Source organism: Desulfotalea psychrophila LSv54, from assembly GCF_000025945.1.
Classification (GTDB): Bacteria; Desulfobacterota; Desulfobulbia; order Desulfobulbales; family Desulfocapsaceae; genus Desulfotalea; species Desulfotalea psychrophila.
In genome coordinates this window covers 3,003,648-3,027,002 of the sequence record NC_006138.1, presented here as the reverse complement: position 1 = coordinate 3,027,002, position 23,355 = coordinate 3,003,648, and the positions used below count along the sequence as shown (strand labels likewise).

The 23,355-nt window shown below is 46.5% G+C and carries 21 protein-coding genes; 5 read left to right on the top strand and 16 right to left on the bottom strand.

Going from position 1 to position 23,355, the window contains the following annotated elements; translation table 11 throughout:
* Position 1 precedes the first annotated feature (1 nt).
* The 11 genes from DP_RS13505 to DP_RS13455 all read right to left on the bottom strand — a co-directional run bounded on the left by DP_RS13505 (position 2) and on the right by DP_RS13455 (position 11,006).
* On the bottom strand, positions 2 to 1,453 hold the full coding sequence (locus DP_RS13505; RefSeq protein ID WP_011189903.1) for a flagellar hook-length control protein FliK: 1,452 nt from the start codon (positions 1,451 to 1,453) through the stop codon (positions 2 to 4).
* Positions 1,453 to 1,992: a MotE family protein gene (locus tag DP_RS13500; RefSeq protein WP_011189902.1), complete on the bottom strand. Its 540-nt coding sequence runs from the start codon at positions 1,990 to 1,992 to the stop codon at positions 1,453 to 1,455. The genes DP_RS13505 and DP_RS13500 overlap by 1 nt, the downstream gene beginning before the upstream one ends.
* 12 nt (positions 1,993 to 2,004) lie before the next feature.
* The gene (fliJ, locus tag DP_RS13495; protein WP_011189901.1) at positions 2,005 to 2,454 is read right to left on the bottom strand and encodes a flagellar export protein FliJ; all 450 of its coding nucleotides are present in this window, start codon (positions 2,452 to 2,454) and stop codon (positions 2,005 to 2,007) included.
* 20 nt (positions 2,455 to 2,474) lie between these two features.
* Complete coding sequence (locus tag DP_RS13490; protein ID WP_011189900.1) at positions 2,475 to 3,779, bottom strand: FliI/YscN family ATPase; 1,305 nt, start codon at positions 3,777 to 3,779, stop codon at positions 2,475 to 2,477.
* A gap of 18 nt (positions 3,780 to 3,797) precedes the next feature.
* On the bottom strand, positions 3,798 to 4,655 hold the full coding sequence (locus tag DP_RS13485) for a FliH/SctL family protein (RefSeq protein WP_041278035.1): 858 nt from the start codon (positions 4,653 to 4,655) through the stop codon (positions 3,798 to 3,800).
* On the bottom strand, positions 4,642 to 5,646 hold the full coding sequence (fliG, locus tag DP_RS13480; RefSeq protein WP_011189898.1) for a flagellar motor switch protein FliG: 1,005 nt from the start codon (positions 5,644 to 5,646) through the stop codon (positions 4,642 to 4,644). The genes DP_RS13485 and fliG overlap by 14 nt, the downstream gene beginning before the upstream one ends.
* A gap of 3 nt (positions 5,647 to 5,649) precedes the next feature.
* A complete protein-coding gene (fliF, locus tag DP_RS13475) occupies positions 5,650 to 7,221 on the bottom strand; it encodes a flagellar basal-body MS-ring/collar protein FliF (RefSeq protein WP_162096664.1) in 1,572 nt (523 codons plus the stop codon).
* A 135-nt stretch (positions 7,222 to 7,356) separates the two neighbouring features.
* The gene (fliE, locus tag DP_RS13470; RefSeq protein ID WP_011189896.1) at positions 7,357 to 7,653 is read right to left on the bottom strand and encodes a flagellar hook-basal body complex protein FliE; all 297 of its coding nucleotides are present in this window, start codon (positions 7,651 to 7,653) and stop codon (positions 7,357 to 7,359) included.
* 1 nt (position 7,654) lies between these two features.
* A complete protein-coding gene (gene flgC, locus DP_RS13465; protein ID WP_011189895.1) occupies positions 7,655 to 8,086 on the bottom strand; it encodes a flagellar basal body rod protein FlgC in 432 nt (143 codons plus the stop codon).
* Between the two features lie 31 nt (positions 8,087 to 8,117).
* On the bottom strand, positions 8,118 to 8,531 hold the full coding sequence (gene flgB / locus DP_RS13460; RefSeq protein ID WP_011189894.1) for a flagellar basal body rod protein FlgB: 414 nt from the start codon (positions 8,529 to 8,531) through the stop codon (positions 8,118 to 8,120).
* A 60-nt stretch (positions 8,532 to 8,591) separates the two neighbouring features.
* Positions 8,592 to 11,006 carry a tetratricopeptide repeat protein gene (locus DP_RS13455; protein ID WP_011189893.1) on the bottom strand — a complete coding sequence of 805 codons (2,415 nt, stop codon included), beginning with the start codon at positions 11,004 to 11,006 and terminating at the stop codon, positions 8,592 to 8,594.
* Between the two features lie 182 nt (positions 11,007 to 11,188).
* Here DP_RS13455 and DP_RS13450 point away from each other — a divergent pair, with 182 nt between their 5' ends.
* The 3 genes from DP_RS13450 to DP_RS13440 all read left to right on the top strand — a co-directional run bounded on the left by DP_RS13450 (position 11,189) and on the right by DP_RS13440 (position 14,114).
* On the top strand, positions 11,189 to 11,560 hold the full coding sequence (locus tag DP_RS13450; protein WP_011189892.1) for a response regulator: 372 nt from the start codon (positions 11,189 to 11,191) through the stop codon (positions 11,558 to 11,560).
* Between the two features lie 15 nt (positions 11,561 to 11,575).
* Positions 11,576 to 12,028, top strand: a complete 453-nt coding sequence (locus DP_RS13445; protein ID WP_011189891.1) for a chemotaxis protein CheX — start codon at positions 11,576 to 11,578, stop codon at positions 12,026 to 12,028.
* Between the two features lie 160 nt (positions 12,029 to 12,188).
* Positions 12,189 to 14,114, top strand: coding sequence for a chemotaxis protein CheX (locus DP_RS13440; RefSeq protein WP_011189890.1), 1,926 nt, complete (start codon positions 12,189 to 12,191; stop codon positions 14,112 to 14,114).
* Between the two features lie 71 nt (positions 14,115 to 14,185).
* Here DP_RS13440 and DP_RS18675 read toward each other — a convergent pair whose 3' ends face one another.
* Positions 14,186 to 15,781: a sigma-54-dependent Fis family transcriptional regulator gene (locus DP_RS18675; RefSeq protein WP_011189889.1), complete on the bottom strand. Its 1,596-nt coding sequence runs from the start codon at positions 15,779 to 15,781 to the stop codon at positions 14,186 to 14,188.
* A gap of 408 nt (positions 15,782 to 16,189) precedes the next feature.
* Between DP_RS18675 and DP_RS13430 the strand changes: the two genes are divergently transcribed.
* Entirely contained in the window at positions 16,190 to 16,582 is a 393-nt protein-coding gene (locus DP_RS13430; protein WP_156792310.1) for a thermonuclease family protein, read from the top strand.
* Positions 16,583 to 16,681: 99 nt separating this feature from the next.
* Positions 16,682 to 17,923, top strand: coding sequence for a pentapeptide repeat-containing protein (locus DP_RS17080; RefSeq protein ID WP_049785107.1), 1,242 nt, complete (start codon positions 16,682 to 16,684; stop codon positions 17,921 to 17,923).
* Positions 17,924 to 17,999: 76 nt separating this feature from the next.
* Here the strand turns inward: DP_RS17080 and DP_RS13420 are convergent, their stop codons facing one another.
* The 4 genes from DP_RS13420 to DP_RS13405 form a co-directional block, all read right to left on the bottom strand.
* Positions 18,000 to 18,851 (bottom strand): CheR family methyltransferase, encoded by an 852-nt coding sequence (locus DP_RS13420; protein WP_011189886.1) that lies wholly within the window; start codon positions 18,849 to 18,851, stop codon positions 18,000 to 18,002.
* Between the two features lie 98 nt (positions 18,852 to 18,949).
* Positions 18,950 to 20,044, bottom strand: a complete 1,095-nt coding sequence (locus DP_RS13415) for a protein-glutamate methylesterase/protein-glutamine glutaminase (RefSeq protein WP_011189885.1) — start codon at positions 20,042 to 20,044, stop codon at positions 18,950 to 18,952.
* Between the two features lie 9 nt (positions 20,045 to 20,053).
* On the bottom strand, positions 20,054 to 20,506 hold the full coding sequence (locus DP_RS13410) for a chemotaxis protein CheW (RefSeq protein WP_011189884.1): 453 nt from the start codon (positions 20,504 to 20,506) through the stop codon (positions 20,054 to 20,056).
* A 24-nt stretch (positions 20,507 to 20,530) separates the two neighbouring features.
* Entirely contained in the window at positions 20,531 to 23,335 is a 2,805-nt protein-coding gene (locus tag DP_RS13405) for a hybrid sensor histidine kinase/response regulator (protein ID WP_011189883.1), read from the bottom strand.
* Between the last annotated feature and the right edge of the window lie 20 nt (positions 23,336 to 23,355).

Here is a 23,355-nt window from a genome sequence, read left to right as displayed (position 1 = left end):
CCTAAGCTCTTAAATTAACGACCGATTCATTGTCTGGTGAGGTCGATGTTACGGCCTCTTCTAGTTTTGCTTCAGCGAGATTTTCTGCAAAGTGACCCGTATTGTCCTTAAAGGTCTGCTGTCCTTGTTGAGAACTTCCGGAAAAATGTTCTCCAAAAAGATGGGACTCCTGAGGACTCTCTTCAGCCTGACTGATGGTCATTTCGCTTACTGTAATACCTTGTTTTTCAAGTATATTTTTAAGTTTTGCCATATTTTTTTCAAGGATATCATGGGCTTGCCTATTGTGGGTAACCACATTGACTCGAAGTGTCCCCTCTTTCATAATGAGGTCTACTTTTAACTTGCCCAGTTCTTCGGGGTTAAGGCGGAGATTAATCTTGGATTCCGTCTTGGCGTCGCTTGCCCGAAATTTTTCCGTGACCTGTTGAACCACCTCATCTTCATAGACAATGTTTCCACTTGGTAACAGAATTTGTGCCGGGCCTGTTTGTGGTTGATTTGCAAGAGGTGCTGTAGGCAGGGAGGAGCTGAACAGCTGTGGAAAGGCTGTTGTCTCACCACTGCTATTTGTGGCTGTGGTAAAACTCGTTCCTTGAGGCAATGAGCTATTCTCTTGTCTTGGATTTTGTCCAGAGAGATTCGTTTTTTCCTGAATAACTTGCTTGCCCTCTCCCTTGCCCATAAGAAGAGATGTGTCAGATTTTTGTCCGCCCTCTTTTTCAGGTTCTATCCGGTGCAGGTTGCCCTCTTTTTGTCTGGCAAAATTCTGGCGCAGTGATATTGGTAGCCCGTTGAACCCTTTTAAGGGGAGAGCAGATGTTGAAATTTCACTGGAGTTTTTTGTCTCCTGCTGGCGGGGACTTGTCTCACCGCGGAGAGAAATTGTCTGGGGCTGTTTTTCTCCATCAATAATTCTTTGAATTTGTTCAAGAAAGTTTTTTGCGCCATTTTCTTGCATGCCTGTTTTGGGGGCTATCTGGGTCGGTTCCAATAAAGATTGGTTAGCCTGTTTGTTGCTGGAGGTAGAGAGAGGAAGCTGGCCACTGGCAGGAGGAAGTTGGCCACTGGTAGGAGGACGCTGGCCACTGGCAGGAGGAAGCTGGCCACTGGCAGGAGGGAGCTGCTGTCCTTTCTGCTCAAGAGGGTTTTGTAGATTTGGAACGACTGTCGTGAGTGCTGGATTTAGCGGGACTGCGGGTGTTTTTTCACATCCTGAATCGATTTCTGCCAGAGATGGCGCTTCGGGCGCTAACAGGGGCAAGCCGATGAGCAGGGCCTTGTTGATCTCTTCCTGCTTCTTTCGAGCCTTCTTTTCCTGGCTCTCTTTGAGGCGGGATTTAAAATCTTCTTCTGGCCCTGCGGACCTTCTCTCAAGGTCTTTTTTGGGTGTCGGAGGTGTTTGCACCGGTGACTTTGTAGGTTGTGTGAACTGAAGAAGAGAGGTTGCCATTAGTCTGTATTATAGAGTTGTGTCCCAGATACTTTTGTGGTTAACTCGCCCGCAATTCTGGGAGGAAGTTGATCCAATATCTTTGCTGCAGATTTTGCCTTCATGGCAGCAAGAAGATTCGATGCGAGTTTTCTGTCGAGACTGGCGATGGCCCTAGCGGCCCTTGGAGCGTCCATCTTTCCATATATTTTGGCAAGAGTTTCCAGTTTTGCCAACTCCGTTGCTGATCTTTTTTCAAGTAGAGAGTCAATTGCAAGTTTGATTTTCTTTAACTCTGTAATCTTCTCCTCTACCTGAACAAGTTTTTTATCGACAGCCTTTTCAAGTATCTTTAGTTCATTTTTTCTAGCAATAATGGTGTCTAGTCTGATTTCTTCGTCTTTGGCGTTCTGGACGAGACTTGCCTCAAGGCGTCGCTCTTCCACTGAGCCATACTCCGTTGACTCTGCGGCTCGTGCGATGCTGTATGTCTGAAATAGGGAGAAAAAAACGATGAGAAGGGTGGTGAGTATCTCTTGGCGTTGGCTAGGCTTTTTCATGATTGCTTTTTGTTAGGACATTTTTTGGGAGTGGCGCATGATAGCAATTTCATCAAGAACGGCGGCCTCTTTTTTGTTGATAAATTGCCTCCAGGCGAGGTTTTGCTTCTCTTTGAGCTGACACATGATCTTATGTTCACGGGCGCAGTGGCTCAGGTTTTTCCTCTCCTGGTGAACAATTTTTTCCTTATTAAGCAGTGTCTTTTTTATTTCTGCTATTTCGTGTTTGATATAGTCTGCCCGGCCTTCATACATGATCAGTCTTTCTATGTTAACCCCCTGGAGCTGTATATTTTCTATCTCCTGCAGAAAATTTCTGTAGCCTTCCTCTTTTTCTGCGAGTTTTTCTGCAATAATGGTTCGATTTTTTTCAGCAGTTGTTAGTCGGGTAACCGTTGCATCTTTTCGTCTTTTTCTATGGCTGAGAACTGTTTCAAGGGAGAAGGGTTTTGTTGGGTCCATTTCTGTTCACCTGTCTGTTTTTAGAGAGCGAAAAGAGACTCCAGTTGCTCAAGGGTTTCAGTCATGTCAGTTGTCTGGTTATACCCCTGCTTCAAGAAGAGTTTTGCCTGCTCTATTTTTTCAATGGCAAGATCAATATTTTTGTTTGTTCCTTTGACATAGGCACCAATATTAATGAGATCTTCAGCCTCGCGGTAGTCAGCGAGTACCGTTCTTAATTTTCCGGCCAGCTCTATATGCTCCGGGGAAACAATGTCGCGCATAACCCGACTGGCAGAGGCTAGAATATCGATGGCGGGGAAATGGTTTTTAGCAGCTATTGCCCGTGATAGGACAATATGGCCATCAAGAATGGAGCGGACAGAGTCCGCTACGGGTTCTGTCATATCGTCACCGTCAACTAAAACTGTATAGATGCCGGTGATAGAACCCTGTCCCTTAAAACGCCCGGCCCGTTCAAGGAGCTTAGGCAGGGTGGCAAAGACAGAGGGTGTATATCCTTTGGTGGTGGGTGGTTCACCGATGGCAAGGCCTATTTCCCGCATGGCCATGGCAAATCTGGTGACTGAATCCATCATCAGCAGGACATTTTTGCCCTGTTTGCAAAAGAACTCGGCAATGGCCGTTGCCACAAAGGCCCCACGCATTCGTAGAAGCGGCGATTGATCGGAGGTAACGACCACGATGACCGATCTTGCAAGCCCCTCAGGTCCCAGGTCTCTTTCGATGAACTCACGTACCTCACGACCACGCTCGCCAATAAGGGCGATAACGTTGATGTCGGCCTGGGCGTATTTGGCCATCATTCCTAAAAGTACACTCTTGCCGACTCCGGAACCCGCCATAATACCCATTCGTTGCCCAAGTCCGCAGGTGAGGAGGCCATTAATTGCCCGAACCCCGAGATCGATGGGTTGGCAAATATTATCACGAAGCATTGGGTTGGGGGGGAGGGCGTAGAGCTCTACCTCTTCACTGAGCTCAGGTGGAGGGAGGGTATCCTGTGGAACTTCCATCCCGTCTATGACCCGGCCGAGGAGGTGGGGGCCAACGCGCATGGTGGCACTCTGTCGTATCACCCGGATAAGGCTGCCGGCGCCAAGGCCCCGGAGTTCTCCCAGAGGCATAAGGAGCACCTTGCCATCTCTAAAACCCACGACTTCGCCAAAAATCGGACTGCCATGGTCAACGGGTGAAATTTCACAGAGAGATCCTATGGATGCATGGGGACAGTGGCCTTCCACGACTAGGCCAACAATTTTTGTAACCTTACCCCATACTTTTATGGTATTGAGATCTTTTAGGTGCTGAGTGTTAAAGGGCATATGATTGGCTTAAAAAGGTTAGGATTGTTCAAGTTCTTTAAGGATAACTTCAAATTGACTGGCAATGGTGGCATCGACAATACAGTTGTCGGATTCCATATATGCTCCTCCCCTTTCAATTTTCACATCTTTTTTCAGGAAGACATGATCAAGGCCACTGACGTTAGAAATGAGATCTTCAGCCTTTTCCTTAACAATCTGATAGTCGTCTGGATGGAGATAAATATAGAAATCCTGAGACTTAATTGCTCGTTGCAGGGCCTCTTCTATGGTGGCGATAATCGTTATGTCGTGTTCTTTTACTGAATAACGAATGATCTGTTCCGCAATTGCTATGGCAAAGTCTTTCAGGGCCGCGCTACTGTTAACAACGAGGTTGGCTTTACTGGAGTCAAGTTGTTGACAGCTCGTAAGCAGTGCCTTGGTAGCCAGAGAGAATTCGTCCTTAAGAAGCCTTTTTCCCTCTTTGATACCTTCGATACGTCCCTCTTCTCTTCCCTCTTCAAGGCCGCTACTCTTGCCATCTTGAAAGGCTCGCTCTTTCTCTCTTGCAGCCTCATCTCGATCGACGTAATTGTCTGGGATGGGGGATGGCGGTGCTATTGTTTTTGAAATCTTTGGCTGAAGATGCTTGGCAGACTGTTTTGCTGGGGCCGGGAGGGCCTCTTTTTCTGCGGGTGCGGTTTTTGCCAGAGGCTCTCTTGCTCTTGTTTGCCCTGGCTGAATGCTCTCCAGATGTTCTTTTTTACTTGCATGAAAGATCTTTTTTTTCTGTGGGCTGGTCTGCTCTGCCTGCCATCCCGTGGCAACAGGGCAGGCGGTAAGGTTTTCCGGTTCAAAATTTGCTGAATCCTTAAAGATTCTAGACAAGCTCATCGCTACCTCCACCACCGAGGATTATTTTTCCCTCTTCTTCAAGCTTAATTGCTATTTTAACAATGGTCTGTTGCATGGCCTCGACTTCAGAGAGGCGGACAGGGCCCATGGCTTCGAGATCATCTTTGATCATGTCAGCAGCTCGCTCTGACATATTGGCAAATATTTTTTCTCGCATTGGCTCAGAGGATGTCTTCAGTGCCAGGGTGAGAGAGTCGTTGTTGATTTCACGAAGAATTGCCTGGAGGGCGCGGCTGTCAAGTCCCATCATGTCCTCAAAGGTGAACATACGTTTACGGATCTCTTCTGCCATAACAGGGTCGGTTTCTTCAATGCTTTCAAGTATATCTGCATCAAGGTTGTTTTTCATGCTATGGAGTAGGGAGACAACGGCATCAATTCCGCCAACCTGTTTTTGTTCTTTACTGGAGACAAGACCAATTTCCCGGTGTAGGGCATCTTCAATACGGTTAATGACTTCCGGGGAGACCTTTTCAAGTTTGGCTATTCTGTAGACGACATCCGTTCGCATCTCCTCCGAGAGAGAGGCGAGGATCTCGCTGGAGTGAATTATTGTTTGGGTGGAGAGAACAAGGGCCACTGTTTGTGGATGTTCCTGTTCAAGGATGCCGGCCACCATTTGTGGATTCATTTTGGCAATGGTTTCCAGGGATCGTGTTTCCATGTTGGCGATGAACTGGTCAAGAAGTTGACTTGAGCGTTCCTTGCCCGGTGTTGCCGCCAGGGCATTTTGGACAAACTCTCTGCCCTTAACGAATAGACCTGTATTTTCCTCATGGTCTTTGTGGAAGCGTTGGAGCACCTCCTCTTTTTGACGCTGAGGTATATGCTCTATATTCCCCATCGCCTGGGTGACAAGATGGATCTCCTCATCGCTCAAGGCACTGAAAATTTGGGCAGTGGGTTCTTCGCCAAGGCAAAGCAGAAGTATGGCGACACGTTCGATACCTGTTAAGCTACTTGCTGACATTTCTTATCCTTCGTGAATCCAGTTTTTAACGATAAAGGCGGTAGGAGTGTGTTCCTGCATCACCTCTTGTCTAATGTTAGCCAGGGCAATATCCAAGGGGGGCAGGGGTGTGCTCTCCTCTTTCTTCTCTTGGTTGCGTCGCTGTTGTTCCTTCTCCATCTCATCCACTGTTTTATTGTGCTGTAGAACCTCTCCCTTTACCGTTTTGAGGATGGGGCGGACAAGGAGGAAATAGAGAAAGAAGATGGCCAATAGGGCGAGGAGATATTTGACAAGGGGCATGCTGTTCCGGACCAGCTCCATGGTATCGTCTTGGTCAGTTTCAAACTCCTGTGGATCTTGGAAAAAAGGCATGGAGATTACATTGATAACATCACCTCTGGTGGCTACAAGGCCAATGGCACTGGCAACCATATTTTCTAAGGCCTTGAGCTCAGTCGTGCTAAAAGGCGTGTAGCTTGGTTCTTGGGTGTCAGGGTCAAGTTTTTGACGGTCTGCGACTAATACAGAAACAGAGAGTTTTTTTACGGTACCGACGGGATTAACAATGTGAGAAATCGTTTTGCTGATTTCATAATTTGTTGTTCTGCCGTTTTTTACGGCGCTGGGGCCGGTGCCGGATTTTTTTTGTGTTCCCTGCAGGTTAGATTCAACTCCCGGAATGCCTCCCGCCTCAGCGCCTCTGCTAGATTCGTTATTAATCTGTTCACTGCGGATGACAGGATCGTCTGCATCAAAAAATTCTTCTGTCTTTTCAACCTTGGCAAAATCTACCGTTGCCGTAACTCGTACCAGGGCATGATCTGCCCCCATGGTTCTGGTTAACAGATCCTGGGCGCGCATTTCCATTTGAGTCTCAATTTCTTTTTGAAAGGCGAGCATATCGCTGGAGAGTGCTCGATCTCCACCGTTCTGTTCTCTGTCTCCCAGAATAACTCCACTGGAGTCAAGAACCTTGACATTGTCTGTTTCAAGTCCCGGTACTGAGCCGGCCACCAGGTAGGCAATACCCTCTACCTGTTCTTGGCTGAGTGTTTTTCCTGGCACTAAAGAGAGAATAACAGAGGCGGTGGCCTGTTTCTGTTGGTTTTTAAAGAGTCTTTTTTCTGGAATAGCAAGGTGGACCCGGGTTGATTCAATCGGGGCAAGGGAACTGATGGTGCGGGCAAGTTCTCCCTGTAGGGCCCTGCTATAATTTATTTTTTGCACATAATTTGTCAGAGCAAAGTTCTGCTTATCAAAAACCTCAAAGCCAACGCCTCCACCACTTGGCAGGCCATTGGCCGCCAGATCAAGACGGGCCTGATATATCTTGTTGCTACCAATCCAGACACTCTTGCCGCTGTCTTTCAGGCTGTAGGGTATCTTTTGTCCCTTGAGCCATTCTGTTACGGCAGCGGCATCTGTTGCCGAAAGGTTGGCGTAAAGTAACTGCTGGTCGACGGTTCTGGTTTGGATGATAATTGTTGCAAAGGCGGCCAGGCAGAGTATCAGTACTGCTCCAAGGGAGAGCTGTCGCGAAAGAGGCCAGTCCCGGAGAAGGGTGAAAAAGTTTTTTTTTGCAGGAGTTTTCATTCCCTCCCCTTCCCTGACTGGTGCTTCGCTGCTCTCTGCTGATTGTCCTGTCTGTTGATCTGCCATTTTTTTTATGCCGTTTTAAGATTGTCTCATCGTCCTGCGAACCTGACTCTTTGTCTTTGCTTAATCGTCCTAAACTTGCATTCTCATGATTTCGTCATAGGCTGAAAGGGCCTTGTTTCGCACCTGTACCAACATGCGTAGAGAAATATCTGCCTCTTCCATGGAGATCATTACCTCGTGGAGGTTTTGGGCTTTGCCTGATTCTAAGGCCTGAATGGATTTATCGCCTACATCCTGGGCCTTGTTTGCCTGGTTTACAGTCTCTGCAATGACCTCAGCAAAGGTTCTTCCTGCCTTGCTAATGTTTTGGGGCATGGAGTCTGTGGCAGCTAAGGCGACCTGTTGGGCCCGTATTTCTGGTATCATTTTATCTTCCTATTTCAAGCGCTTTAAGAGCCATTCTCTTGGCTGATTGGATGGCGGTCACATTTGCCTGATATGAACGAGTGGCAGACATCATATCAACCATCTCTTTGAGGGTGTCGACATTGGGCATATCAACATAGCCGTCTTTTCCTGCATCGGGATGGCTTGGATCATATACCTTGCGTGGCTCAGATTTATCTTCAATTATGTTAATTACTTCAACGCCAGTTGTCTTGGCGTTAAGACTACCGTTGAGCTGCTCGGCAAAGGTCAATGGTTTTGCCTGGAAGTAGACAGATTTTTTTTTGTACGGCCCACCCTCCGGGGTAGAGGTTGTCTCAGCATTGGCTATATTGGAGCTGATTGTGTCGAGTCTGATAGATTGAGCTTTGAGTGCCGAACTGCTGATCTTAAAACTATTGAGAATGTCCATGGCTATCCGTTAGTAGAGGTTGGCGAAGGGCTTATTGACCACCTGAAATTGCATACTTGACCATTCCCAGCTTTTTTTTGAGCAGTTGAGCAGAGGTTTCGTAAAGCAACTGGTTTTCTGAGAGGGCAAGCATTTCATCTCGCATGCTTACGCTGTTGCTGTCTCCTATGCCGTGCTTGTCGGGGACAATAGTTGTGGTCCCTTCAAGGTCGCTGAAGGTACTCGCTCCAAGAGGTATGTGTCGTGGGTTTGAGGTGGTAAGCTCGGTCGAATTGAGCGAGAGGGCCTTTTGCAGGTCTTCTTCAAAGTTAAAACGCCTGGCTGCGTATCCGGGTGTCTCTGCGTTGGCTATATTGCTACTGATCACCTCTTGTTTGCTCGCGCGGAGGTCAAGTACTTTGCCAAGTAAACGAATTTGATTATCAAAGGGTTCTAAAAGTTTCACGATTTTTCCTTTTCCTTAACTATATTAAAGTTACTTAAAAGTTGTTTGCATTAACCGTGCCTATTCTTTGCCCATCTCTGAGATATTAAGTAAGACCAGCTCCTGTTGGGCCAGTTTTGCCCAACTTGTTTCGCTGGCATCTTCAGTAAGTTGTTGGAGTACTCTTCTTGCCCTGTTCTCTTGGTTGTTTTGCAGGAGAAATTCTGCCTGTCGATAGAGGCTTTGTCCGTTATACATGCTTGTCTTTTCTATTTGCTGAAAGAGGGAGTAGGCCGTGGATCTGTTTCCCAGTTGCCAGAGGCTTTCTGCTTGAAAGAAGAGGCTTTCCGGGAAATTGTTAGTTCTTTTTTTTGCAAGATCAAGCACTTTTTGGTAGAGACCATTATAAAAAAATACCTTGGTGGCGATTTTTTGCGCTGCGGCACTTTGAGGAAGTGGGTCGGGGAGGTTCTGCAAAGCAGCCACATTCCGACCAAGGGCAAGTAGGGCCTTGCACATGTAGAGGCGTATTTCTCTGTAGTCCTTGCCCTCGGGGTAGAAAATTTGATAGCGCCGGCAGTAGTCTGTTACCCGAATATATGCTCCTGCATAGTATGCTGAGTGGATAAGGGGGAGGTAAATGGTTTCATTGTGAGAAGGACCATTTGTCAGCAGATAAAGGAATACTTGATGTGCCTTTTGATAGAGCCCCAGGGCGTAGTATGCCTTGGCCAGTTCTTTGGTTACCTGGTCGTCGATCCAGCCATTGGCGAAACTTTCTTTGTTCTGTTCAAGGATGATGATGATCTGTTTGTATTTTTTTTCGCTGGCAAGGCGTTGAACCTCTTTGGGGATGGCCTCAAGCAATAGGGCCTGACCTGTTTCGTGGAGTCGGCCAAATTGAAGGGAGGAGTGCATTTTCTTGAGTGTCTTGAGACAGGCGCTGTTTTCTCCTGCAAGGTAGAAGGCAAGGGCGCCCTTGAAATAGGCCTCTTCGCTGACATCTCTTTGCGGTTCTTTTTCCGCAATTTCAAGATACTGACCTGCTATCTTGCCCATTGTTTCGGGGGATTTCGCGGCAGTGATGGCAAGATCGTAGGATCTTAATCTGGCTCGGATGCCTCCTTCCTGATTTGGGAAGGCCTCGGCCACCTGCTCAAAGGCCAGGCGTGCCGTTTGATTTTTGAGTCTCCCGGCTTTTTCCTGGCAACTTGCCCTGCGATAGAGAACCATGCTGAGTGAATCTTTTAAGTTGCTATAGCTGGCAAGTTTTCCGTAACAGTTTGCGCCTTTACTATATTTTTTTTGGGTAAAGAGTGTATCGCAGAAGCCATTTCTCGAGTAGGGTTGTTTTGTGAGTACCTTTTCCCAAGAAGCTATATTGTAGGCAGCTGCAGCCTTTATTGGTTGGTTGATGGCGTGCCAGTAATCTGCCTGTCTTACGGCCTTGGCGTTTTCGAGATCTGCTGGCAGGCCAATATTGTCCTGCAGTAGTAGGGTGTTCATTTTGGCAAGATCGTCGGCTCCAAGGGCCAGTTCTATTTGATTGATAAAGATATAGGGAAAGAGAGGGTTGCTTTTGGGGATACGGTTTGCAACCTGTTCTATTTCAAAATCTGCTAAAAATTTATCGACATTGTCTGCCTGGACATGGAGTAGCAGGTAGTGGGCCAGGGTCGCTAGGAATGTTTTCGGATAGCTCTTCTGTATCAGGTAAAATTGTCTGTAGCTCTCCTCATATCGTCCTGCTCTGGCGAGTACCTCTCCGTATATTAGGGCAAGTTTTCTCTGCTCCAGTGGATTTGTGCTTTTTTCTATAAGTCCTGGCAGGGCGAGTAACAATCCCGGCCATTTATTGTTTTTTCCGTCATTGAGCAGGTTTTTTGGGAGAAGGGCACTGTTTTCAGCAAACATCGGTGGCAGAAATTGGACCATGGGAAATGGGGGCCAACTGATTGATACGGGAAGCTTGATTTTTATTTCCGGTTGATATTCAGAAAAAAAAGATTTCCAGTTGTATCTGTATGGAGAAGTGGAAAGAGGGGTAAGGTAGTTGAGATTATTGCCCTTTCCCTGGCTGAGACCGTCGAGTTGCCGAGAGAGTTCTTTGAATGATTTGGTGTAAAGGCTTCCCGTGGTAATTTCGAGAATCAGCTGTTTGCCAGATGCCACCATTATGGCCTGCTTTTCAGGTAGATAGCGGAGTCCCAGAGACAGTGTAAGGTTGTTATTGCTTTTTATGGGGGCATATCGTATGACATTCTCGCCCGGGTGGGGTAATTTTGCCCTGGGGCCTAGGATGGTATCTTCTAAAATGAGGTCTATTCTTCGTCCCGTTTGGTCCAGGCTGTAAGCAGGGAGTTTGTCGAAGGAAAGATATAATTTTATCGTTTGTGCCTGTTCGACCCTATTGATTTCCTGCAATAATGCCGAAAAAGAGTTGACTGCACTGAGAAAAATTAATAAGAAAGTGGTCGTAATTGTTGTTTTTTTCATAGAGGTCCTTGAATTTAGCTAAGGTAAAGCAACTTTTATACCATTTCATATCGGCTTTTTTGGGTGTGGAATTAATTGGAAAATGTCAAAAAAACTGCAGTGTTGAGCTTGTGACAAAAAAAATAACATGCGATCTCAAAGGGTTGTTACTGTCAGTAATGGTTATATTATGGAGATAAAAAATGGGAAAAAACGTATTACTCGTAGATGATTCAAGTACTATGCGCAAAATTATTGGTCGTTCTTTACGTCAGGCTGGAATTGCCTTTGATGAAATATTTGAAGCAGCCGATGGTCTGGAGGCTTTGGCTATTTTGGAAAAAGAAGAGGTAGCTGTTGTTCTCAGTGATATCAATATGCCCAATATGGATGGTATAGCCTTTTTACGTGAAAAGGCTACCAGACCGGCGTTGAAAGATATTCCTGTGCTGATGATATCAACGGAAACAGGTGAGGATATTATTGGTGAGGCAAGAGGTCTTGGTGCTGTTGGCGCAATTAAGAAGCCATTTACTGCCGATATCGTTAACAAGGTCTTAGGGCCACTGCTATAGTAAGAAGAGGGCAAAATGGATTTAAAAGGCGATATAGTATCTGCGGTTGACGCAATTTTTTCTTCAATGGTAATGATGCCGGTAGAACCAAGCGATGTTGCTCTTGAGTTGGAGCCACTTACTAAAAGCATCTCAGCCATGGTTGGTTTTGCTGGGGCTCGTAAGGGGATGATTGCTGTTCATATGCCTCAGAACGTTGCCCTTGCGGTGACGAGCAGTTTTATTATGATGGATGTAACTGAGATTAACGAAGATGTAGAGGATGCCATCGGTGAGCTTGCCAATATGCTCGGTGGACAGATAAAGTCTGTCCTGGCGGAGAATGGCCGGGATATTGAGCTGTCAATTCCAACAACCATCTCTGGCCAATCCTATGACTTTCGTTCTACTGGGGACAATGATAGGACGGTGGTTTATTTCAAGGTCGATGCAGGGATTTTTGCTATTGATTGCCAGTTGCAGAAATAGAGGGGAATTTTTTTCTTAAAATCTCTGTATGTTGTCTTGGCGAGAAACAGGTAAAGAAGTCTCGTTATATTCCGATATTGTATTAAAAGGGTTTCGCTGTAAACATTTTGTAGTGGGTGATTGCCTGTTTCAGGGTATCGGATAATAAAAAATAACAACTATGAATCAACGAGAGCGAATAGAAAAAATTTTAGAAGAGGTTCAGGCGTATGTGCAAAAAGATGTTGCTGCACTGCTTGGAGCCTCTTTTTCTCTTTCTGGCTTTGCCACGTCCCTGGTAACAAAAGAGGAGGTCCTTGCAGATCTTTCTGGGCGCTATGTGCTTTCTCATCTTGATCTTGTCGGTGAGGTTGAGGGTAGTGGTTGTCTCCTCGTTCGGGTGAAAGATGCCATTTTGCTTGGTGGCACCCTTATCATGTTGCCGACGGCAGAACTTGAAGAGGTGGTTGCTCAGGATAATTATAGCGCCGATGTTGGAGATGCCTACGGTGAAATAGCAAATATTATTGCCGGTTCTTATAGTAAGGCGTTTGAGGAAAATTATGCCAAAACCTGTCGTATGGTACGAAAGGATTTGGAGCTTATATCCCCTCTTAAGTTAGATGCTACGGGGGATGACGGCTTTTTATCACAGCTCTACTGCCGGGTTCTGGCCACTCCTACTCTTGGTGATAGGGGGATGGGACAGATGGTTCTATTGTTGCCTGCCGCCCCCCTTGAGTTAGATGCCGAGGAAGTACCTGCTGATAAGATTTCGCCTGTTATTGATCCCGAGGTTTCGTCATCTTCGGATGTCGCCCCGCCTGTTGTTGATCCAGTAGTTTCGTCATCTGCGGATGTCGCCCCGCCTGTTCTTGATCCAGTAGTTTCGTCATCTTCGGATGTCGTCTCGCCTGTTATTGATCCAGTAGTTTCATCATCTTCAGATGTCGCCCCGTCTGCTTCCCCCCCCGCTCCCCCTATGGATATTAAGAAAAACAAGAAGAGAATGGACGCTCTGCTCTCCGATTGTTTTGAGAAGATGACCAGGGAGCTCTCCACCTTGCTTGGGGCCACTGTTGTTGTCAGCGACCTACAAAATTCGTTTCTCAGTAAAGAGGCATTTTTTGTTGATGTTGTTAAGGGAAAGCAGGTTGTTACCGATTTAGAGATGTCGGGAGATATTGTTGGCCATAGTTATTTAGCTCTGTCGCTCAAGGATGCCATCTATATGGGCGGTGCCCTTATTATGCTTCCTCCCTCTGAGCTTGATATCGTTGTTCGAGAAGAAGATTTTGACGATGATGCTCAGGATGCCTATGGAGAAATTGCCAATATTATCAATGGGGTATATTCAAATGCCTTCAAGAATGATTATAGAGAAGACGTTCATCTTATTCGTCGAGAGATGGTTGAGGTTGCACCGCTTAAGGTTGATATATCTGCCGAGCAACCCTTTATGGATCAGCTCTACTATGTGACGAGCATGGCACTGCGGGTAAATGATCAGGGCCTTGGTCGTTTGCATGTGCTTTTTCCTGCCGAGGCCTTTGGGCTTATTGCTCCTGCGCAGGCTGAAGAGTCTGTTGCGCCTGTTGAGATCGGGGGCTTGTCGAGATCCGCCGCCACAGCTGCCCCTGAGAAGTCCTCTGCAGCCAGAGGGAGTGGGGTAAACACTTCGGCGAGCGCGGCAGCTGTACCAGAAGCTGTGTCAGCAGATGGCTCCTGGGGCGGGCAATCCTGTAGCTGTGATGTCTTGCTTATTAGTGATGAACGCCATGAAACAGAGAAGATTGCAAAGGTGCTTCAGGAACGGGGCTATGTGGTGTCTAACATCACCTTCGGAGATAATGTCTTTGACTATATCTCCGTCAAATTAAAAGCCGTATATCTTGTTATGTCAGAGCTAAGTGAGCAGGCCTTTGGCCTTGCCATTAAGGTGAGTACGGGATCTTCACTTCCCCTTATTGCTGCAGGGCCTGCCTGGACAAAATCTAAGGTGCTTAAAGCGGTTAAGTATGGAGTGAGTGACATTCTTTTGACTCCTGCGGGGCAGGAGGATATTTTAGAAAACATTGATAGAAATATTACCTCTCATGTGTCTTAGATGGCGGCTTTATTTAGTCACGGGGCAAGGTCTTTGTAATAAAGGCTTCTGTCTGTTAAATCGGTTCATTTCTAATGGACAAAAATTCCCTTCTTCTTTATTTTTTCCAGCAGCGTTGTTCTTTTCAGGCCCAGCAGTATGGCCGCCTCTTTTTTGTTGCCACTGCTAATCTTCAGGGCCCTGACAATGAGTTGTTTCTCAAAAGATTCTACGAGCTCGTTGAAGTCAATTTTTCCGTTTTCCCAACAACTAAAAGGACTACCTTGGCTGGAGGAATTACTTCTTGATGTTGAGGGGGCAGTAAGAGGTAGCGGTTTATTTTGGTAGGATTTTTCAATGGGTGGACGCATTTTTTTGGGAGGGGGGGGCTCTGTCCTCTCAGGTTCTATTTGCGGGGGTTTTTTTTCGGGAGGGACGTGGCTGTTAGCCCAGAGGGCTTGCCGTTCGTCTCTGCCTGTTTCGCAGGAGGAGAGGCCTCTATTTCTTATTTTTTCTGGGAGATCATCAAATTCTATGATGGCGCCCGCATGCAGAACACTCATGTGTTGAATCAAATTTTCCAACTCACGTACATTGCCCGGCCACTGGTGGCTAGCAAGGGTGTCTAGGGCCCTGCGGGAAAAGGAAAAGAGATCTCGCCCCCTTTTAAGGCTATAATTTTCCACGAACAGGCTGACGAGGTGGGGTAGATCCTCTTTTCTCTCTCGTAGTGGTGGAATATTGAGAGGGATGACCGAGAGTCGATAGTAGAGATCTTCCCGAAAACGTCCCTGCTCGACAAGTTTTTCAAGGTTGCAGTGGGTTGCGGCGAGAATTCGTGTGTCAACCGGAGTAGCCTTGAGACCACCTACAGGCTCAAATTCTCTTTCTTGAAGCACTCGGAGAAGCTTGGCTTGGAGAGACGGTTTCATATCACCTATTTCATCAAGAAAAAGAGTACCCTTGTCAGCGTATTGTATTCGCCCAATTTTGTTTGTTGTAGCCCCTGTAAAGGCTCCTTTGCTGTAGCCGAAGAGTTCACTTTCAAGTAACTCCTCGGGAATAGCTGCACAGTTTACCGGGACAAAATTACGTTTACGTCTTTTGCTCTGTTGGTGAATGGCCTTTGCCACCATCTCTTTGCCTGTCCCGGATTCCCCCCGGATGAGTACCGTAGAGTAATCATCGTCTGCAATGCGACTTATGAGGTCAAATAGTTGACGCATGGGGATGCTATCACCAGTCATGCCCTCAAAGCTGTGGGGCTTGGCCTTGATATTCTCTTGCTCCCTGTTGGCCCCTCGGTTGATGGAGTTTGTCTCCAGGGCTCTGCGTACGGTGATGCTTACCTCAGAATAATCCAGTGGCTTAGGAATATAGAAAAAGAGTTGCAGCCCTAAAATTTCCTTGACCAATATATCCATGCCTGCTGAGATAAGAGGAACGATGGTGAGGTGTGGAAATTTATGCTGTAGCTGGCCTAATTTGGTAATAGGATCTGTCTCTGAGGGGAACTTTAGATCATAAAAAAGAATATGAATGTCTTGATTGTAGGCTAATTCTTCTAATCTATCCTGATTATGGACATATTGTAGAGTACACGAACAGTCTCGTTGTAGCTGTTGTTCGAGCAGTAGTATGCCTTGGGGATCATTGTCTGCGACGAGAAATTGGTGAGGGCAAATCATAACAACCTTTGTAGCTATTTTTTTTAAAAGTATAACAAATGTAAGTAGTTTTTGCGTCCTGCCGAGGGGGAAGATAAGTCGTACAATTGACGCTAATATATCAAGGGCGTGTTAAAAAAACAATAATGTTTTAACATAAATAAGAGATGCCGGTGGAATGTAGGTTTTCTTGACACTATGATGAAAAAATAAGGGCCTTTCTTCTTAAGACAAAAAAATGACTTTCGTCATCTGGGCCTGTCTGGTAATGGCTCTATTGGTCTTTGGATAAAGCTCGATAGGGTAGGCTGTTAATTTGCGAGAGGAGGGGTGAGAATAATTAAGATCGTTATACTGAGAATTGTGTCGTATCTGTTTTTGTATCTCTTTTTTCTGCCCTCCTCTCTTTTGGCCTCTTCGGGTACTGTATTGAAAATAATTGATGGTGACTCTTTGATTGTGCGCGATAGTTCTGGCGCTCGGATAGAGATGCGACTTTATGGCATAGATAGCCCGGAGTGGAACCAAAAGGATGCTTTTTTGGCAAAAAAGTATTTGTCTCAGTCGATTTTACGGAAGAGAGTTTCTTACACTGTTTATGATTACGATCGTTATGGCAGGGCCGTGGTGCTTGTTAAGAGAAATGGTCGAATTATAAACGAGGTCTTGGTACAAAAGGGCTATTCCTGGTTTTATCCTCGTTACTGCCGAAAAAAAATCTGTGCTTCCTGGAAAAAATTAGAGAAAGAGGCCCGCAGGAAAAGATGGGGGCTCTGGAAGGAGAAAAATCCGGTGAGTCCATGGCGTTGGAAGCATAAATAGATGAGTAATTCATGGTGCTTTTGTGTTATAACTACTGTGCATTGTCTAAGTAAATGTTGGAAGTTTTATATACAATATAAATGGGGATTAAAGCGATATATGAAAGCAATAAATAGATGGAAGGCTCTGGCGGGAATTTGTATATTTGCTGTTTGCTCTGGGGCATCGAGCTGTTTTGCCCAGGGGGATACGGCAATAGAGCAACTTTTGCAGACGAAAGCCTGTCCGGGTTGTGATTTGGCCGGTGTCGATCTTACCCGAGCAGAGTTGGCAGGTGCTAATTTAGAGGGGGCTGATCTTTCTCAGACGAAGTTTTTCTTAGCAGATCTTTCAGGAGCCAATTTACGGAACTGTAATTTACAGGGGGCCATATTTGGCGGAGCTGATCTTGGTGATGCGGATTTAACGGGGGCGAGTCTTGCCGGGGCCAATTTTTCCGGGGCCTATACAGCTGGTCTGGTCTTTCCCGGTGATTTTAACCTAGCCGTTGCCGTCGAGCAGGAATCTGCTGAGGCGGGGAGTGAGGTTGCTGTTCAATCTAGTCCTCCTATTGCAACGACATCTCAGCCGCTTGCTGTGGCAGCCTCAGATGCTGTTGCTCTCAAGGATTCCGCCCCGGAAACAGAGGGCAGATCTGTGCAGGTAGGTGAGGAGGCAGTTGTACCTGTTATTGTTGCAGGGCAGAAATCTGTTGAGCTAGGAAAAGCTGTTCAATCAAATTCTGTGGCTGAGGTGACTGTTACTCCGGCGCCTGCAGCTCAACCTGCTCCTGTGCCCGAGCCTCTGAGAGAAGGGCGAACCGTGCAGGTAGATGCAATTGCTGCCCCCATAGCCGTTGTCGCTACGGGTGCTGCCGTTGTTGCAGATGGTGCCGAGGCGACTCCTGTTCAAAGTTCAGGGACTAGCTTTGTTGAGGAGGATATGGTTTCGACAAAAGAGCCTGTTTTGCAAGTAACGGATTCTGTTGTGGTAGAAACCCTTGCAAGCGAAGAGGTAGCAAGGAACTTTATTGAAAAGGTGGTAGAGGCTGGAGAGTGTTACCAGTGTGATCTTGCCGGGCTTGATTTCTCGGGAGAATCACTAACTGGTGCAGATCTGGAACAGGCAGATCTTAGTGGTGCGAATCTTGCGGAGGCAGACCTGGCAGATGCGAACCTGCGTGGGGCTAATCTGCGTGGGGCTAATTTGACCGGGGCTGATCTTCGTCGGGCGGACCTCTATAAGGGCGACCTTCGTGGGGCCGATCTTACAGGGGCTAATTTGGAAGATACTCAAATGGATGGTGTTCTGCAGACGGATGCTGTTGGGGTTACAGCGCCCTCCTTTATGCTTCAGAATTAAACTGGCTAGCATATCGGCCTGCAAGAGGTTAGATCAGAGTGGAGAGATGAGTCTTTTTGTTCTGGTCTAACTGTGATTAAATTTTTGCTTTACCTGCCTTTTCGTAGAAAATAGATCGCATGTGGCGTTTTGGTATAAATTGATCTGCAATTCCAGAGAGGGATTCAGTAGAGCCTATTACTAAAAAGCCATCATCTGCCAGAGACATTTCGAGCTTGGCAAAAAGTTTTCTTCTGTCTTCAGCAGAGAAGTAAATAGCTACGTTTCGACAAAAAATTATGTCGAATTTGCCTAAAGAGGTGAGGGGCTGCATGAGGTTAAATTTTTGAAATTTAACCATTGCCCGAATTTCATCTTTGATCTTCCAACTATCACCATCACTTACAAAGTATTTGTTCCGTTGGTTGATATCGAGCCCTCTGTCTACCTCAAACTTATTGTATTTGCCATAGGATGCCTGGCTCACTGCATTGTTAGAAATGTCGGTTCCAAGGAGATGGAAACGATATTTGCTCGAAGTGCCCAGAAGCTCACGTATTGTTATGGCGATGGAGTAGAGCTCTTGGCCTGTGGATGAGGCTGCACTCCATATTTTTATATAGGGTGGCAGGCTAGTACTTTGGGGGGAACGTGCATCGATTATTTCAGGTAATATCTTGTTCTTGAGAAGTTCAAAGGGGGCCTTGTCGCGAAAAAAGAGGGTTTCGTTGGTGGAGATAGCATCGATGATCTCTCTCTCTAATTTTTTGCTAGGGTCACGCTTTGCCTTATGGCAAAGATCTAGATAGGTGGGGAAGCCGTTCTTTTTTAAAATAGGGCTGAGTCGCGCCTCAAGGAGATATGCCTTACTGCTATCTAGAGAGATACCAGATGCGCCATGTATATATTGAACCAGGAGGTTCAGTTCGTTTTTCGTGATAGGTAACATATTATGGTGTCTGGTTGTGGTGTATGCTATCGGGATAATTTCTTATCCCGTGCAGGAGAGGTCATGTTGTGTAGGGGAAACATGAGAAAAGGAGAAAGTTAATAGAGTTTTACGGTATGAACTATCTCCTGGGCAATCTTGTTGAGTGGACATACCGTATCAATCAGTCCTGCATCTGCGACACTTTTTGGCATGCCGTAGACAACGCAACTCTCTTCGTCCTGACCAATAGAGTGTGCCCCCTTAGCCATCAGCACTTCCAACCCTTTGGTGCCATCTGCGCCCATTCCTGTCATAATAACAGCTGTTGCCCGACCAATAAAATAGTCGCCAACAGATCTGAAAAGGTAATCAACTGATGGCCTGCAAGAGTTCTCTGGTGGGTCATTTGTAATCTTAATGAGACGCTCTACTCCATTTTTTGAGGCAGATATCTTCATCTGTTTGCCACCAGGAGCAATATATGCAATGCCTGGTTGAATGGCCTCCCCATCTTCTGCTTCTTTTACCTCTATTTGGCATTTTTTGTTGAGGCTTGTTGCCAAAGAGGCGGTAAACACCGGCGGCATGTGTTGGACGATGAGTATGGGTACGCCTATATTTCCTGGTATTTGGGGTAACATATTGGTAAGGGCGTTGGGCCCGCCTGTGGAGATGCCAATTACCACAATTTCAGCCTTACCCTTTTTTATAGACCTGTCCGTTGTCTTTATTTCTCTCTTTATGGTGGTGCGTGGGCTTAACCTCGACGCAGGAGTTGTAGCCCTTGTTCTTGAGAAGCCTATGTTTCTTAATCGATATGTCTTTACGATCTGTTTAAGAGAATTTGCCAGTGCGGCCTTATTTGCCGCCGGAGTCTTCTCCTGAGGCTTGAGGATAAAATCAAAGGCCCCAAGTTCCAGGGCCTTCATGGTCATCCGACTTCCATCCGAGGTGAGAGTAGAGAGCATGACCGCCCCCGGAGCATCGGGGATGTCTTTGAGGTGTTCCAGTAATTCAATGCCGTTCATCACGGGCATTTCAATATCCAGGGTTATAAGATCAGGTTTTGAGAGCCTGATTTTATCGAGGGCGATTTTGCCATTGTGGGCAACGCCGATCACCTCTATTCCGGGGATTTCTCGGAGCAGGTCAGAAACGATCTTACGGTATAGTATTGTGTCATCGACAACGAGAACGCGCAAATTTTTCATAAACACCAATTAATCTTCAGAGCTAAGAACTTTTTCAATATCAAGTATGCCGATCAAGTTTTTTTCAGTCTTGTAGACGCCGGTAAAAAAATCTCCCTGGATGCCAGCCATATTGGCAGGAGGCATCTCTATCCTCTCCGTGTCAGCGGATACCACATCGCTGATTTGGTTGACCAGAAGGCCCACATGGCCACCGGGGGAGTTGACAATAATATTACGAGAATCCTGTGAGGAATCTGTTTTGCCAAGACCAAGTTTTTTGCCAAGATCGATAATGGTGACAATTTGTCCTCTGAGATTAAGGATGCCCAACACATAGTCCGGAGCCTGTGGCACCTTGGTCATTTGGTTGAGTTTGTTTATCTCCTGCACCATAAGGATATCCATGCCACAGAGAGCGTTGCCGATAAAAAATGTTGCAAGCTCTATTACGTCTTTGTTTTCTTTTTCTGCAGTTTCCATAACGATTTACCTTGTCTTATGGCATTAAAATATGCGTTTTATTATACCGTGAACAGCAGCCATCAGCCGCTCCTTGTCTAATTTGACGTGGTATTCGTCTATACCTACGGCCTTGCCTCGCTCTCTGTTTTCTTCGGAGGCAAGAGTGGTGAGGGCGATAACGGGTAACTCAGAAAATCTATGGTGGGCTCGGATTCGTTCGGTAAGGACAAATCCATCCATATTGGGCATTTCTATATCTGTTACCAGTAGTGATATTTCGTCAAAATGATCTTCAAGTTTTTGTAAGGCCTCTACCCCATCTTCACTTTCAATGATATGGTAACCCGCCTCTATCATGTAGCTACGAAGTTGGTTTCTAAAAAAATTGGAGTCTTCAGCAATGAGAATTGTGGGTGGCTCTTTCATATCTTCTGTTTCAATGAGCGGAGTGTCCTGCTCGCTATACCATTCAGGGAAGATGTTTTTAACTAACTCAAAGATATTTACCAACAGGGTGGTGTTGCCGTTAATGATAGATGAACCCATAATGCCAGGCTGTTTTAGAGTTTTGTCATCAATGTCGACAAAGACCTCTATGGCGTCAACGGGGCCTACGGCAAGTAGTCCAACCGTGGTTAGGGCAACATTGAAAACAATAACCAGTAGGTCGTCGTGGTCAGCAAGAGGGTTGACTACGGCAACGTCATCCACTTGAATCAGAGGGAGATTTCCGCCACGATATTGCATTGTTCTGTGGTTACCCACATCTTCTATGTCGGCCCGTTTGATCTTCTCAATTCGTTCGACCTGATTGAGGGGAACGGCGAACTGCTCTTTTTCGGCGTTGTGAAATATAAGAAGAGATTGTCTGTCCTTTTGAATTTGGCTCTCATCTTCTGCTATCTGGGCAAGCTCTGCCGCGCGCTGGGTTCCTTCCAGGCTGTTGAGGGTTGCCATTTTGGCAATATTTCCCAGATCCAGAATAAGGGCTATTCGGCCGTCTCCCATGATCGTTGCTCCGGCATATGCCTTGCACTGTTGGAGGTGTCGACCGAGGGGTTTGATAACGATCTCTTCAGAATCCTGAAGGCTGTCAACAATAAGTCCATATTTCATTGATCCAGTAGAAACCACAACGATATTAAGGGCGCTGTCGCCTGCTGTGTCAAGGGCTGCGGAGGACTGGTCCTTGTCCTGTTGGCCAAGGCCGATAACATCGGCAAGGCGAATAAGGGGAAGGAGATTGCCGCGAAGGCGAACAACCTCTGCATCTCCTACTCGCTCTATTCTCTCCTTAACCTGAGATGCGGAAATGCGCAAAAGCTCTTCTAGATTTACCTGAGGAATAGCGTATCTTTCATTGGAAAGGGTAATTATCTGACAGGGGATGATGGCCAGGGTCAGTGGCAATTTGATGGAAATAGTTGTGCCGTGACCCAGTTCAGATAAGATCTCGACATTTCCACCAAGTTGGTCAAGGTTGGTTTTTACCACATCCATGCCGACACCACGGCCGGAGACATCGGTTACCTTGGCTGCGGTTGAAAAACCGGGCATGAAGATAAGGTTTATCTTTTCCTTACCCGACATGAGCTGAGCCTGTTCTGGCGAAATCAGTCCCTTGCTTACTGCGCTGGCAGTGAGAACCTCTTCATCGAGTCCTTTGCCATCATCGCTTATTTCAATACAAACCTGGCCTGCTTCATGAAAGGCCTTGAGGATAATTTGCCCTCTTTCACTCTTGCCTCGTTTTAACCGTTCTGCCGGAAGTTCGATTCCGTGGTCAACGGAGTTACGCACCAGGTGGGTCAGAGGATCATTAATTGCTTCAATGATGGTCTTATCAAGTTCGACGTCCTTGCCAACAATATTGAGATCAATTGTTTTACCCAGCTGTTTAGAGAGATCTCGGACCACACGCGGAAACTTACCAAAAACATTGCCGATGGGTTGCATGCGGGTCAGCATAATCGCTTCTTGTAGCTCGGAGGTAATAAGGTCGATACGTTGGCCTACCGTGTCAACATTGTGAAGCTCAGGGGTAGAAATTGTTTGAAGTAGTTGGTTTCTGCTGAGGACTAACTCGCCGGCCAGGGTCATTAGGGAGTCGAGAAGACTGACGTGAACCCTGAGAGTGGTGTCCGACTGAGCCGTTGTTTTTTTGCCTTCAGCCTTGCTCTCTTTGGTGGCGGGGACCTGTGGCGCAATATTTTGCACCACCGTAGAAACTACTTCGATTGCTGTTTCTACTACTGGCGTTTCTATTACCGCTGGCGTTTCTATTACCGCTGGCGTTTCTGCTAGCACTGCCTCTGGCACAATTTCTTCTTGTTCTATGGGGGGTGTCTTTACGGGAGCTGCCTCTGCAAAGAGGACAAAGGCATCTTCTGCAATTTCTGCTTTAGGCGCCTCTGGTTCCACCGCAGGTACAGGCTTCGGGGAGGCCTGTTTATTTTTGCTATCTTCGGCAATAGCATTGAGGGCAGATACTTGATTGGCTATATCCGCCTCATTACTGTTTGCCACGTCTTCAATCATTGTCTGCAGTTGGTCTGCTGCAATAAGGAGAACGTTTATGATCTCAGGGGTAGGAATAATGGATTTATTACGCACCATGCCCAATATGTTTTCTGTTGCATGGGAAAGTTCTTGGATAGCAGTCAGTCCCATAAAACCAGCGCCACCTTTTATGGAGTGGGCTGCCCGGAAAACCTTATTTACAAGTTCTTCATCTATGGCCGCACCTCCCTCTTCGATAGCGAGTAGATCATTTTCTATACTAGAGAGGTGTTCAAGGGATTCTTCTACGAAGCCTTGGAGTATTTCGTCATCTTCAAAGTCCATCATATGCTCCAAGCAAGAGGATA